The following is a 12760-nucleotide window of genomic DNA, read 5'->3' on the forward strand; positions in this document are numbered from 1 at the left end:
CTATTTCAGGACTAGACACTCTCTGGCAAGGAGCACAATGACCTGTTTACAAGAGGATGAAAGTCACCCCAGATTAGCCAGGGTTGGCCGGTGAGCATCCTCGTCTTTGCTTCTGCCCTGTCTGAAGGCGTGCTGGAGCAGCACCAGGGCCATCCCCAACATCCCGCCCAGCAGGGTGGCCAAGACAAGGATCAACGGACGTTTTGGCTTGTCTCTCGTCAATGGCTGGCCAGGGGTATCCAGATAAGAGAATGGACGAAAGGCCAGGGTATCAATGCGGATGCCTTCTAATCTGGCAAGCTGCACCTTCAGCTCCATTATCTCCGGCATATATTCTTCTGGTTTGAGTGACTTGAGGATGGCCAGTTTTTTAGCCAGCCCGTCTTTTCCGAGCATGATGGGGAAGCGATCACCGTAGCTGAAATTTTCCAATGGTTTATTCACCCCGGCCGCATTGGCGATACTCATGCTGTATTCAATGTTCTCAATCTCTCTGGCCAGCTCGCGCCTTGCATCTTCCATTTTCATCTTTATTCTGAGCAGGAGAGCACTGTGCTGGCTTTTTCTATTATTTTCCAGGGCATCGCACAGATCGCTATTTTGTAATGAAATGATGTAATTCATATATCCCGTCAAAAGTGAGACTACCTCCTCTTTTTTAAAGAAAGAAAAAGAGAGGCGTATGCCTGGCTGTTCCCCCTTCTTGTCTGCAGGCTCGAGCAGCATCCACTCTGACCATGTCCTCAATAATCTCTGTTGCGCCAGAGGGTCAAGGTCCTGTTCCACTACGTATTGTTTAAATTGGGAGCTGCCGTGCAGATAGCTGCTGATATTGTCGTAAGACTTGAATTCCAGTAAGAAATCATTGTAGAGGGCGTTATTGCTCTTGGGGCCGGCCAATCCTTGAATGTCGAGGGCGGTTCTTAGGCGATCGAGCTCCAGCGTGTCTCGCTGTTTGGGTTTATATATGATGGCGTGAGCCGTCCACTGTTCGGGAGCGACCATGGCATACAATAATCCCATGCTGCCACAGATCAATGCGCTAATAAGGATGCAGATCTTTTTCTGCCACAACAATGCGAAGAGTGTATAGAGATCTATTTCATCGTCGGCCCTTGTTATCTGCAAGGGATAACCCGCTCTATGGGGGTTATTGTCGTTCGTCGCCAAATGGCTCATAGATTGTCACCGATATATGTCATGTAGCATTTGGCGCTCATTCCCACAGGCCCAATGACGGAGGCAAGGTAGCAGCACGGACGAGAACCCGGTGGCCCTTGGTTGATTTGCCATCGGCTTTTCGAACATGGCGTGTCTTGGTCGGTTATGTGGCTGTCTGCCTTGGATGCCCATGGTGGTGGCACTGGCTGAACCCGGCTGCTTAATATCAGGATGATCAAGGTGGTCATCTGTTGTGGCACAGTCCCGTTGATGGGGGAGGGGAATTGTCCTTGCCACCCTGCCTGCGCCAGATCAGGCAATCTGTTCCAGTCGTACCATGGGATATCCGTGAGCAAGAAGGGGGCTGCACTGCCGTACGCGGTGCCAAGTGATTAGAGCACCGGCTGTCTGTACGTGAACTGTACTGAGCCGCAGATCCCTCCGCGGATCGGCTGGCATGGAGAGCGGTGAGGGGATGGGAAAATATGACGCCGTGGGAGCCCTCTGCCCCCGTCAGGCCGGTTCAGGCGGGAGGCCGTACGACTCCGGCGTAGAGAGTGGCGCCTCGCAGTGGGCCAGCAGTTGCTCCCCCGGCATGGGGCGCCCCAGCAGATAGCCCTGCAGGGTGTCGCAGCCGAGCTGGGTCAGCAGGGTGCGCTGCTCCGGGGTCTCCACCCCTTCGGCCACTATGCGCATCCCCAGGGCCTGGCCCAGGGCTATGATGGCGCCGATGATGGTGGCATCGTCCCCCTCGTGCGCCAGGGTGGCGACGAAGCCCCTGTCTATCTTGAGCTCGTTGGCGGGGAAGCGCTTGAGGTAGAGCAGGCTGGAGTAGCCGGTGCCGAAGTCATCGATGGAGATACCAAGCCCGAGCTTTGCCAGGCGATTGAGGATGGCCAGGCTCTCCTCGGCGTTCTCCATGGCGGTGGATTCGGTGATCTCCAGGGTGAGGTGGCGGGCTTCCAGCCGGTGGCGGGCGAGGGCGGCCTCCACCTCTTCCAGCAAGCCGGGGCTGGCCAGTTGTATGGTGGAGAGGTTCACCGCCACGCTCCAGTCGTGATGACCCGCCTCCCGCCAGCGGCTCATCTGACGGCAGGCCTCATCCAGTACCCAGTTGCCGATGGGGATGATGAGCCGGGTCTTCTCCGCCAGGGGCAGGAAGCTCGCCGGGGAGATGGCGCCATGGTGCGGGTGCTGCCAGCGCAGCAGCGCCTCGGCGCCGACCACCTCGCCGTTGTGGGCGCCGTATTTGGGCTGATAGTGCAGGGCCAGCTGCCCCCGCTCCAGGGCATGGCGCAGCTCCTTTTGCAGCAAGAACTGCTGGTGGGCGTTGGCATTCATGGCGTTGTCGAAGTAGTAGTAGTCGTTGCGCCCCCGCTGCTTGGCGTAGTACATGGCGGCATCGGCATTGAGGGTCAGCTCGTGCAGGCTGGTGCCATCCTGGGGGTAGACGGCGATGCCGATGCTGGCGGTGATGTGCAGGCTGTGATGCTCCCAGGGATAGGGCTGGGCCAGGGTGGCCAGCAGCCGCTCGGCGAAGGCCGTGGTCTGGGTGATGTCCCCCGGCGCCAGGGCCAGCACGAACTCGTCGCCGCCAAAGCGCGAGGCAGTGTCGCTGGCGCCGAGCAGCCCGGTGATCCTGGTCGCCACCTCGGCCAGCAGCAGATCCCCGGTGTGGTGACCGTGGGCATCGTTGATGATCTTGAAGCCGTCGAGATCGAGAAACAGCAAGGAGAAGCAGCGCTGATTGTGCTGGCACTCCTGGATGCGCTGCTCCAGCCGGTCGGCAAACAGCAGCCGGTTCGGCAGCCGGGTCAGGCTGTCATGGAGCGCCAGCTTGAGCAGCTCGTCGTGGGCCAGGTGCAAGGAGGTCGAGAGGCGGGCGGCGTGGGCATCCAGCAGGGAGAGGACCAGGGCGATGGCGAACACCGCCAGGGTCACTATGATGATGACGGTCGCGAGCCACTGGGTATTGAGGCCGGTGTAGAGGGCGCCGCACAGGCTCCCTTCAGGGAACTGGGCCGCCGCCATGCCGGTGTAGTGCATGCCGATGATGGCGGCCCCCATGACCAGGGAGGCGAGCGCCTTGCGAAAGAAGGCGCGGGGTGTGCTGTTGCGCAGGCGAAACGCAATCCAGAGCGCGGCGCCGGAGGCGAGCACGGCAATCAGGATGGAGAGGACGAAGAGCCCGCTGTGGTAGTGAATACCGGGCTCTATCTTCATGGCCGCCATGCCGATGTAGTGCATGGCGGCGATGCCTGCCCCCATCAGCAGGGCGCCCCCCGCGATCTGGCGCCAGGGTAGCTCGGGGCGGCTCACCAGCCAGAGCGCAAAGGCCGAGGAGCCGATGGCCGCCACCAGGGAGAGGCCGGTGAGGGTCAGATCGTAGCCCAGCGCTATGGGCAGGTTGAAGGCGAGCATACCGATAAAATGCATGGACCAGATGCCGAATCCCATGGCGAAGGCGCCCCCCGCGAGCCAGAGGGCGGCGGCCCGTCCCCGGCTCTGGCTCACCCGGCTCGTCATATTCAGCGCAGTGTAAGAGGCGAGCACCGCCACCAGGATGGAGAAAAACACCAGATCCTGGCTGTAATAACTGTCGAGCATGGGGTGGGTCGCGGTCACTGTCACTCACTCTGGGATGGATAACGGCCTGAGCCATGGCCGGGCTGGGGAGGAAAATCGGGCTGGAGATTGTACACCAGAGGTGCCCCAAACCGGCCAGCTATACGCACCAAAATGGGCCCAGGATCAGAGTAAAAACACTGAATTTACCCCTTGATGGCAATGCCCTCCCGCCCCTTGTCCAAGGGCGGGTTCCAAATTTTCCCGCTTGAAAATGAGGGTTATAGACAGGAGGGGATCACTGCCACAGCCCTTATGCCTTGGGGAGCCGCAGCGTTTTTGTAGCCCGCCGAGGGGAGGGGGGGTAAAGGGAGCGAGCAGGTATCCAAAGCAGACAGCTCGCCATGGGCGAGCTGTCTGTGGGGATAAAGGTGTCAGACTCCCTTACTCTCTGAGGAGTCTTGGGAGCTTTTGGTAAAGTGCATCTCGGTGCGCCTCTTTGTTGGCACCATAGTGCAGCTCGCGGTGGCAGTTGGGGCAGAGGGCGACAGTGTTGCCGACGGTATCCGAGCCACCTTCTGCCAAGGTGCGCAGGTGATGAACCTCGAGAAAGGGTTCCCCGGTCGCCGTGATAAAGGGAGCTTGCTCATCACAACACTCACATTTAGCGGCTGCGGTCACTAGTACCCAGGCTTTGACCTGCGGATCCCTCACATAACTCATAGTGCTGGCATAGCGCTGGGCTGGCTCCTGCGTCCCAAGAGGAAGAGGGAGCACGGGCTTTGTCTTATATTGGATGACCTGATGCTCGAACTCGGCCTGCCCGGTATAGGGTTGGCCATCAAGCTCGCAGATCAGGCGCTCTATGATAGGCGCATGCTGCGGGCCAACATGCTTGGCGGGTTTTAATCCAGAGACCCAAGCCCTGCCCATCAAGACGCAGACGTAAGAGATATTTTGCATCCGATATTCAAATGATTTCTCGGACCGTGCGAAGCGTGTCGCCAGCTCAGCGTAATAGTGCTTTTTGACAAAGGGGATGCCATTCAACGCCTTGCTGTGCATATCCAGATAGGCGGCTACCGTTGCCCTTAACTCTTCTTCCGTCCATGTCTTGCGCAAAGCCGACTCCTCGCGTCCGATACGCCTCCCTATGCCACTTCAGGCATAAGGATGGTTTCATCCGAGTTACATTTGATGGTGCGCATCTTAATCCAATCGGCACCATCCTTCAGCCGAAAAGTCGAAAAACGAGTTTCTTATCAATGGATTTATGTAGATAAATCAGTAGGCTGGTTTTTACACCGCCTGATGGGGGTCATTGGGGCCCAATAATGAGGTGTGGGTGTTGATTGAGTTCCACCAAAGCCAACCACAGGGAGGTGGTGATGGATCCGGTTTCTTACCTTTTTTCGGCTTATCTCAACTTGGTGCAGCAGCAGGTGACGGACATCTATGGCACCGAGGTCAAGGCACTGGTGGTGCAGTATGAGGGGGAGCAAGTCCCCTTCTCTTATCAGCTCTGGCAGATCAAACAGAACAGCGTCTGCCGTCCCTATGAGCAGGATGTGCGGCGCTTTAGTCAGTGTACGGTCAAGGCAAGGGCACTGTTTGGCAAGCTGTGCGATGAGTTATCGCGCCAGGATGACAGTAGCTGGCAGCTCCCTAAGTACCGCACCATGTACTGCTCGGCCGCCATCGGCTATCGCCCCATGATTGCGGAGATCGCCGATGCCAAGCAGAGCCCGGCGAAGCTCGCGGAGCGGGCCTGCAATCAGGCCATTCTGGCGGCCATGGAGAGCGAAGACGAAGCCCTGCTTGCCCAGCGCGACAAGACCTGTGCCGCCATGCGATAAGGCGTATTCCCCTGATAAAAGAAATGCTTAGGGATAATGGATGTGCGCCAAGGCACAGTCTTTACCAAGGGGACTGGCTATGATGGGGCGGCGATCATCACCACAGGGAGAGACCATGATCAGCCATATCGACCACCTGGTATTGACGGTCAGCGACATAGAGCGGACGGTAGCGTTTTACAGCCGTGCCTTCAAGATGGAGCCCATCACCTTCGGGGCCGGGCGCCGGGCCCTGCGCTTTGGCAACCAGAAGATCAATCTGCAACTGCTGGGGGAGGAGCCGCGCAACCGGGCACAGGTAGGTTCGGGGGATCTCTGCCTCATCACCCGCTGGCCCCTGGATCAGGTGATGGCCCAGCTCGAGAGCCAGGGGGTTGAGATAGTGGAGGGGCCCGTGATGAAGAGCGGCGCCTGCGGCCCCATCGAATCTGTCTATTGCCTGGATCCGGATCAGAACCTCATCGAGATCAGCCGCTATCGCTGAGTCCCCTGACGCATCAGGGCCGGTTTTCTTCCCCTTTGGCGAGGGCCCTGCGCAGTAGCGGGAGCAAGCTGAGCACCATGCCGGTGAAGAGCAGCAGATAGCCCAGGGGCAGCAGGGCAAAGGGCTCGTGCAACAATCCCTGTGCATCCACTGTGGTGCCAAGCAGGTTGAAGGCCACAAAGCAGCCGAGCCCGGCCAGGATCAGCAGGGCGCCTATGGTCGTTGTCATCTCGTTGTCCTCGTTCGCGTATGGAAGAGGGGTGAGGGTGTCATGGCTGGGTGAAGCGAGCGTGAAGTGACGCCGGGCACACTACCTGCGATTGCCCTGATGAAAACCACCTCGATGCAGATAACACAACAGGGCAGCCATGGGCTGCCCTGTTGCTTTGGGGGACGTTTCGGGGAGCTGCGTGACTAGCAGACCCCTTGCGCCAGCATGGCGTCGGCCACCTTGACGAAGCCGGCGATATTGGCGCCGCTTTCGTAGTTCACATGGTCGTCATCCTGGCCATAACGAACACAGGTGGCGTGGATGCTGGTCATGATCCCCTTGAGGCGGGCATCCACCTCTTCCCGGGTCCAGGAGAGGCGTTGGGCATTCTGGCTCATCTCCAGGCCCGAGGTGGCGACCCCACCGGCGTTGGCGGCCTTGCCCGGGGCAAACAGCACCCGCGCCTCGTGGAATACCTTGATGGCGGCGGCGCTGGAGGGCATGTTGGCCCCCTCGGCCACCAGTTGCACCCCCTGCTTCACCAGCAGCCTGGCGTCCTCTTCCCCCAGCTCGTTCTGGGTGGCGCAGGGCAGGGCGACGTCCGCTTGCAGGTGCCAGGGGGTGCGACCGGTGAAGAACTCCAGCCCCAGCTCATGGGCGTAATCCGCCACCCGCTTGCGCTGCTCGTTTTTAAGTTCCATCAGGCGGGCCAGCTTCTCGGGGGTGAAGCCGTCCGGATCGTAGACGGTGCCACCGGAGTCGGAGGCGCTGATGACACAGGCGCCCAGCGCCATCGCCTTCTCGATGGCGTATTGGGCGACGTTGCCCGAGCCCGACACCGAGACCCGCATGCCGGCCAGGGACTGGCCACGGTGGGCCAGCATGGCCTCTACGAAGTAGAGCAGGCCGTAACCTGTGGCTTCCGGGCGGATCAGGCTGCCGCCAAAGGAGAGCCCCTTGCCGGTGAAGACGCACTCGGCGCTGTTGGTGAGCTTCTTCATCATGCCCGCCATGTAGCTCACCTCGCGCCCGCCCACGCCGATGTCACCGGCCGGCACGTCGGTATTGGCACCCAGGTGGCGATAGAGCTCCAGCATCAGCGCCTGGCAGAAGCGCATCACTTCCCCCTCGCTCTTGCCCTTGGGATCGAAATCGCTGCCCCCCTTGCCGCCCCCCATGGGCAGGGTGGTGAGGGCGTTCTTGAAGGTCTGCTCGAAGGCGAGGAACTTGAGCACCGAGAGATCCACCGAGGGGTGGAAGCGCATACCCCCCTTGAAGGGACCTATGGCGCTGTTGTGCTGGATGCGGTAGCCGCGGTTGACCCGCACCTGACCCTGGTCATCCACCCAGCTCACCCGAAACTGGATGAGGCGCTCGGGCTCCACCAGCCGTTCCAGCAGGCCGTGTTGCAGGTAGCGGGGGTGGCGTTCCACATAGGGCCAGATGGAGGCGACCACCTCGCTCACGGCCTGGATGAACTCGGGTTGGTGAGGGTTGCGGCTGGCCACCTGGGCCAGGAATGCCTCCTGAGAGAGGGAATGACTCATCTGTAACTCCTGTAATAAAGGGAAATTGGCCTCTTGCCAGAGAAGGGTCGGCGCCGCCCCCCGCTTTATATTCGACGTTGAAAGTGAATACGGATAAAAATTTGTTTCGTGGCGGAAATTGCCGACAATGATGGCGATGACGCCGCTACATGGCCGAAAAGAACGTGATAATTCGCGCTGACGAAAATCTTTTTATGCATTTTTGGTCAATAAATAGCAAGTTTTAGTTCATCCCTCTCTATGGGTATCCTTCGACGCTCTCTGCGGCCCTTGGCCTGTCGCCTCAGGCGAGGCGAGGCTGAGCGGGGCAGAGGAGAGGAGGGCGAGAGCATGGGCAAGATGAAGGGGCGAATGGGCAAGGGGAAGCTGGCCTGCGAGGCGGCATCCGCCGGGCGGCGCGCCCTCTTCGGGGCGGATTGCAGGATCCGGCGCACGGGGCAAGGCAAGGGATGGCGCAATATGCTACTGTAGCGGCGTTTTTTTGATGGGTTTTTTAATGAAAGTGCGGCGCTGCCCTTTTGAAGAGACTGATTGCAGGTGCTTTTTGTAGATTCTTTTTGTAGATGGAACCGTATGCAGACTAACCCGACCATGACCCGGCTGACTCAGCCGACACTTCTTCTGAACTCCACGATCTGGCAGGTGACCCATGCTGGCCGATGAATCCATGCGCCTGAACAAATACATCAGCGAGAGCGGCATCTGCTCCCGTCGCGAGGCCGACCGCTTCATCGAGCAGGGCCATGTCTACATCAACGGCAAGCGGGCCGGGATCGGCGATCAGGTGTTTGCCGGGGATCTGGTCAAGGTCAACGGTCAGGTGATAGAGGCGCGCGAAGCGGACAGCCTGGTCTTCATCGTGCTGAACAAGCCGGTGGGCATAGTCTCCACCACAGAGGCGGGAGAGAAGGACAACATAGTCGACTTCGTCAACCACAGCACCCGCATCTTCCCCATAGGGCGCCTCGACAAGGACTCCCAGGGGCTCATCTTCCTCACCAACCACGGGGATCTGGTGAACAAGATACTGCGGGCGGGCAACGATCACGAGAAAGAGTATCTGGTGACCGTCGACAAGCCGGTGACCGATGAGTTTATCCGGGGCATGGGGGCCGGGGTGCCCATCCTCGGCGCCGTCACCAAGAAGTGCAAGGTGAAGCGAGAGGCTCCCTTCGTGTTCCGCATCACGCTAGTGCAGGGGCTGAACCGCCAGATCCGCCGCATGTGCGAGCACTTCGGCTTCGAGGTGACCAAGCTCGAGCGTATCCGCATCATGAACGTCAGCCTCAAGGGGCTGCCGGTGGGGGAGTGGCGCGATCTCACCGACGACGAGCTGATCGAGCTGTTCAAGCTGATTGAAGACTCCTCCTCCGAGGTGAAACCGGCCAAGGGGGATAAACCCAAGAGCCCGGCGGCGCAAAGCGCCAAACCGGCCCAGGGCAAGAAGCCGCGCCGGGACGACGATCACGAGATTGGCGGCCGCCCCAATGTGCCGGGTCCGGAGGCCTTCGAGAAGAAGAGCCCCGCCGGCAAGGGGACTGTTGGCAAAGGGGGCGCAGGCAAAGCCGCCGCAGCCAAAGGTACCCCCAACAAGGGCGGCAAGCCGGCCCCGGGCAAGCCGCGATCCAGCCAGGCCGGGCGGCAGAAGAAGGGGCGCTAGTGCGCCCCTCATCGCCCTCTGATGTGCTCCCGATACACCGGCCCTAGGCCGGTGTATCGCTTTGTGCGGTCTGGGCCCTTTGGGTGAGGGGGGCGGGCTGCCCCATTGCCCTGGCTCCCATCACCCGAGCCCCCATCACGCGAGCGTAGTGGCGCGGGTTCAGGCGCAGCACCAGCAGGCTCATCAGCATCAGACCGCCGAGCTGCCACTGCCAGGCGCTGGCGAAGTCACCGCTCAAGTGGTGCAGGCGGGCCGCCACCCAGGGACCTGTGGCCGCCAGGACGAAGCCAAATCCCTGCATCAGGGCGCTCAGGCTACCGGCGCGTCTGGGGTCTGGCAGGTGATCCAGCGCAATCACCATGATGAGGGAGAAGCTGCCGCCAAGGCCGGCGCCGCACAGCAGGCACCAGAGGATGGGGGCGGCTTCTGGGGCGAGCCAGAGGCCGCCAAAGCCCGCGACCTGCATCACTATGGCCAACCCCATCCAGGGGCGCCTGTCCTCCTTGCGCGCCGCCAGCAGCGGCAGACCCAGGCCGCTGGCGGTCTGGGCCAGGGCCAGCCAGGCCACCAGCTCGCCCCCCTGCTGGGGGCTCCATCCCAGCGCCAGATAGGCGGGGGCCAGCCAGGCCACGACTATGCCGTAGCCGCTGTTGATGATGCCAAAGCAGGCGATCAGCAGCCAGGCGCGGGGCAGCGCGATCAGCCGCTGCTCCCCTGAAGGAGGGGAGTGCGGTGCGGCGGCGGGCAGGCGCACCCGCCAGCCGAGCCAGAGCAGGGCCAGCAGCACCGGCAGGCTCCAGAGGGCCAGCGCCCGGGACCAGTCGAGGTGCAGGGCGACCCTGGGGGTGAGCACGGCGCCGAGCGCCCCGCCCCCCATCATGCAGGCCGAGAAGATCCCCATCACCAGCGGCACCTTGCCCGCAAAGGCCCCCTTGATGAGGCCGGGCAATGTCCCCTGCACCAGAGCCGACCCCAGCCCGCACAGGGCGGCGCTGGCGATGAGCAGGGCGCCGCTGGACAGATCGAGGCGCAGGGCGCTGCCCAGCATCAGCAGCAACAGGGCCGCCCCGAGCAAGGGGCGCGGCCCGGCCTTGTCGAGCAGGGCCGGGGTGAGCAGGACGCCGACCCCGATCAGCAGCAGCGGCAGCAGGGTGACCCAGGCCAGCCTGTCCATGCCGAGGCCCAGCTGGGCGTCTATCTGCCCCGCCAGGGGGCCTATGGCGGTGAGGAAGGGGCGCAGGTTGATGCCAATCAGCACCACCAGCACCAGCAGGGCGCCGCTGCCGGAGGGGAGATGGCGCTTAACCATGGGACTGGGGGCCGTAGAGGGCGGCGGCCGGTATGGAGCTTGGCAACTTGATGAGGGGCAGGGGCGGCGGGCTGAGGGGCAGTCGCAGCACCGCGTAGGCCGCGCTGCTGTCAAAGCCGAAGGGGGCGGCGTCTTCGTTGTCGAAGGCGTAGTAGACGGCGCTGATGCCGTTCATCACCAGGGCGCACAGGCACATGGGGCAGGGGTGGCCGCTGGCATAGACGATGGCGCCCGCGAGCGGGCCCTTGCGGCTCCCCTCCCGCAGCGCCTCCAGCTCGGCGTGACGGCTGGGATCCCCCGCCTCCAGCATACGATTGACGGCGCTCGCCACCAGCTGGTTGTCTCGCACCAAGAGGGCTGCGAAGGGGCGGCCCCCCTGCTGGCGGTGGGTCAGGGCCAGCTGCAGGGTCTGCTCCAGCCATGCCTGATGGCTGGGGGCCGAGACGGCACTGAGGGAGTTCACCGGGCGGGCACCGGACTGGGGAGGCTGTGACATGGGATCATCCTGGCAAAAGAGGGGGTGACGGCAGCCTAACGGGCCCGCAAGTCATTTGGAAATTAAATGATAAAATGACTTTCAGTGATTTTATAAATGGAGAATCCCCCCATGGAGCGACCCTTGCTGGATCCCCACCTGCTGCAGAGCTTTGTCGCCATCGTCGAAACCGGCAGTTTCACCCGTGCCGGCGAGCGGATGCACCTGACCCAGTCCACCATCAGCCAGCAGATGCGCCGCCTCGAGCAGCAGCTCGGTTGTCCGCTGCTCGACAGATCCGGCCGCCAGGTGGTGACCACGGCCCAGGGGGAAACACTGCTGGGGCTGGCGCGCCGCATCCTGGGGCTGCTGGCCCGGGTGGGGGAGCGGGTGAGCGAGGCCAGTCACCCCCTGCGCCTCGGGGTGCCCGAGGATTTCGCCGCCGGCGCCATGACGGCGGTGCTGGCGGCTTTCGCCCGGCAATACCCCGAGGTGAGGCTGGAGGTGCAAAGCGGTCTTAGCCACGTCCTGTGGCAGGCCTTCGAAGGGGGGGAGCTGGATCTGGCGCTGATCAAGCAGGGGCGGGGGCAGGGGGAGCCCATCGCCCGCTGGCGCGAGCCGCTGGCCTGGGTCGACAGCCGCGACTGGCCTGCCTGCGAGCGGGAGCCTGTTCCCCTGGTGGTGTTTCCGAGCGAAGGCCTCTATCGGCGCCAGATCACCGAGGCCCTGGATGCCAGGGGGATCCCCTGGCGCATCGCCTACGTGAGTGCCAGCCTCGCCAGCCTGCAGGGGGCGGTGAGCGCGGGCATAGGGGTGAGCCTGCTGCCCGCCCGATTGCAGCAGCCCGATCAGGTGGCGCTGGTGGACTGGCCGGCGGTGCGCTCGGTGGAGCTGGCCCTGCACCTGGGGGCGGGGGACAGTGAGTCCCTCAGCCGGCTGTGCGAGGCCCTGATCGCGCTCTGTGACGAGGTGATGGGGCCCAGGTAGGAACAAGCCAGGCCCAGGGCCTCAGGCCAGGGATTGCCTCGGCACCACGGCGAGCCAGACTTCCACCTCGCCGCTGCCGCTATCCGGGTCAAAGGCGTCGCCGTAGCGCTCAAAATCCGGCTGGTGGGCCGACTCGTAGTCTGAGTGCGCCAGCCACGCCAGCGCCTGCTGCCAGGTTTGGGGCAGGGCATCGACATGGCCCAGATGGCGAAAGACCGCATAGGTCTGGGGAGTGATCCGCATCCGGCCCAGGGTCTTGGGCAAGACCTCCAGCGCCGCGACTTCCACCGCGCACATATATTCGCAGGTCGTGGCGTCGGCGGCGCAGATGACGCCGTAGGCGTGCTCCCCCAGCTGACCCGGCAGGGGGCCAAGGGCGCTGAAGTCGCGCCACTGGCCACCGAAGTCGCCGCGCTGGAAGCTGTGATGGCGGCGCAGGCCGCCAAGCAGCATGGCCTTGCCGGTTTCAAAGCGAACGGGGTCTGACATGGCGCCTCCTGGGTTG

12 protein-coding genes are annotated in these 12760 nt (G+C 62.4%); 4 read left to right on the top strand and 8 right to left on the bottom strand.

Features of this window, described 5'->3' with window-relative positions; all coding sequences use genetic code 11:
* Positions 1-63: 63 nt before the first annotated feature.
* From G4923_RS00120 to G4923_RS00130, 3 genes are all read right to left on the bottom strand, one after another.
* The gene (locus G4923_RS00120; RefSeq protein ID WP_163134828.1) at positions 64-1179 is read right to left on the bottom strand and encodes an LPS O-antigen chain length determinant protein WzzB; all 1116 of its coding nucleotides are present in this window, start codon (positions 1177-1179) and stop codon (positions 64-66) included.
* Positions 1180-1674: 495 nt separating this feature from the next.
* Entirely contained in the window at positions 1675-3786 is a 2112-nt protein-coding gene (locus tag G4923_RS00125) for a putative bifunctional diguanylate cyclase/phosphodiesterase (RefSeq protein ID WP_338120422.1), read from the bottom strand.
* A 384-nt stretch (positions 3787-4170) separates the two neighbouring features.
* The gene (locus tag G4923_RS00130; protein ID WP_240455229.1) at positions 4171-4848 is read right to left on the bottom strand and encodes an HNH endonuclease; all 678 of its coding nucleotides are present in this window, start codon (positions 4846-4848) and stop codon (positions 4171-4173) included.
* A 266-nt stretch (positions 4849-5114) separates the two neighbouring features.
* Between G4923_RS00130 and G4923_RS00135 the strand changes: the two genes are divergently transcribed.
* Together G4923_RS00135 and G4923_RS00140 are read left to right on the top strand one after the other, a co-directional pair.
* Positions 5115-5582, top strand: coding sequence for a hypothetical protein (locus tag G4923_RS00135; RefSeq protein WP_163135003.1), 468 nt, complete (start codon positions 5115-5117; stop codon positions 5580-5582).
* Positions 5583-5697: 115 nt separating this feature from the next.
* Positions 5698-6066, top strand: a complete 369-nt coding sequence (locus tag G4923_RS00140) for a VOC family protein (RefSeq protein ID WP_163134830.1) — start codon at positions 5698-5700, stop codon at positions 6064-6066.
* Between the two features lie 13 nt (positions 6067-6079).
* On the opposite strand, the gene G4923_RS00145 is transcribed toward G4923_RS00140, so the two are convergent.
* Positions 6080-6295, bottom strand: coding sequence for a DUF3955 domain-containing protein (locus tag G4923_RS00145; protein WP_163134832.1), 216 nt, complete (start codon positions 6293-6295; stop codon positions 6080-6082).
* Between the two features lie 185 nt (positions 6296-6480).
* Positions 6481-7824, bottom strand: a complete 1344-nt coding sequence (gdhA, locus tag G4923_RS00150; protein ID WP_163134834.1) for an NADP-specific glutamate dehydrogenase — start codon at positions 7822-7824, stop codon at positions 6481-6483.
* Positions 7825-8473: 649 nt separating this feature from the next.
* Between gdhA and rluF the strand changes: the two genes are divergently transcribed.
* Positions 8474-9484 carry a 23S rRNA pseudouridine(2604) synthase RluF gene (gene rluF / locus G4923_RS00155; protein WP_163134836.1) on the top strand — a complete coding sequence of 337 codons (1011 nt, stop codon included), beginning with the start codon at positions 8474-8476 and terminating at the stop codon, positions 9482-9484.
* A gap of 43 nt (positions 9485-9527) precedes the next feature.
* On the opposite strand, the gene G4923_RS00160 is transcribed toward rluF, so the two are convergent.
* Both G4923_RS00160 and G4923_RS00165 read right to left on the bottom strand, forming a co-directional pair.
* Positions 9528-10793 (bottom strand): cyanate transporter, encoded by a 1266-nt coding sequence (locus G4923_RS00160; protein ID WP_163134838.1) that lies wholly within the window; start codon positions 10791-10793, stop codon positions 9528-9530.
* Complete coding sequence (locus G4923_RS00165; protein ID WP_163134840.1) at positions 10786-11289, bottom strand: nucleoside deaminase; 504 nt, start codon at positions 11287-11289, stop codon at positions 10786-10788. The genes G4923_RS00160 and G4923_RS00165 overlap by 8 nt, the downstream gene beginning before the upstream one ends.
* Positions 11290-11412: 123 nt before the next feature.
* On the opposite strand from G4923_RS00165, the gene G4923_RS00170 reads away from it, so the two are divergent.
* A complete protein-coding gene (locus G4923_RS00170; protein WP_163135005.1) occupies positions 11413-12255 on the top strand; it encodes a LysR family transcriptional regulator in 843 nt (280 codons plus the stop codon).
* Between the two features lie 21 nt (positions 12256-12276).
* On the opposite strand, the gene G4923_RS00175 is transcribed toward G4923_RS00170, so the two are convergent.
* The gene (locus G4923_RS00175) at positions 12277-12744 is read right to left on the bottom strand and encodes a GyrI-like domain-containing protein (protein WP_163134842.1); all 468 of its coding nucleotides are present in this window, start codon (positions 12742-12744) and stop codon (positions 12277-12279) included.
* Positions 12745-12760 lie beyond the last annotated feature (16 nt).

The sequence above is a fragment of the Aeromonas rivipollensis genome (assembly GCF_010974825.1).
GTDB classification, from domain to species: Bacteria; Pseudomonadota; Gammaproteobacteria; order Enterobacterales; family Aeromonadaceae; genus Aeromonas; species Aeromonas rivipollensis.

Bases quoted from the DNA above. Each gene is read 5' to 3' on its own strand.
- G4923_RS00175 (WP_163134842.1), bottom strand. From the start codon at position 12,744: ATGTCAGACCCCGTTCGCTTTGAAACCGGCAAGGCCATGCTGCTTGGC.
- G4923_RS00160 (WP_163134838.1), bottom strand. From the start codon at position 10,793: ATGGTTAAGCGCCATCTCCCCTCCGGCAGCGGCGCCCTGCTGGTGCTG.
- G4923_RS00140 (WP_163134830.1), top strand. From the start codon at position 5,698: ATGATCAGCCATATCGACCACCTGGTATTGACGGTCAGCGACATAGAG.
- rluF (WP_163134836.1), top strand. From the start codon at position 8,474: ATGCTGGCCGATGAATCCATGCGCCTGAACAAATACATCAGCGAGAGC.
- G4923_RS00135 (WP_163135003.1), top strand. From the start codon at position 5,115: ATGGATCCGGTTTCTTACCTTTTTTCGGCTTATCTCAACTTGGTGCAG.
- G4923_RS00165 (WP_163134840.1), bottom strand. From the start codon at position 11,289: ATGTCACAGCCTCCCCAGTCCGGTGCCCGCCCGGTGAACTCCCTCAGT.
- gdhA (WP_163134834.1), bottom strand. From the start codon at position 7,824: ATGAGTCATTCCCTCTCTCAGGAGGCATTCCTGGCCCAGGTGGCCAGC.
- G4923_RS00120 (WP_163134828.1), bottom strand. From the start codon at position 1,179: ATGAGCCATTTGGCGACGAACGACAATAACCCCCATAGAGCGGGTTAT.
- G4923_RS00145 (WP_163134832.1), bottom strand. From the start codon at position 6,295: ATGACAACGACCATAGGCGCCCTGCTGATCCTGGCCGGGCTCGGCTGC.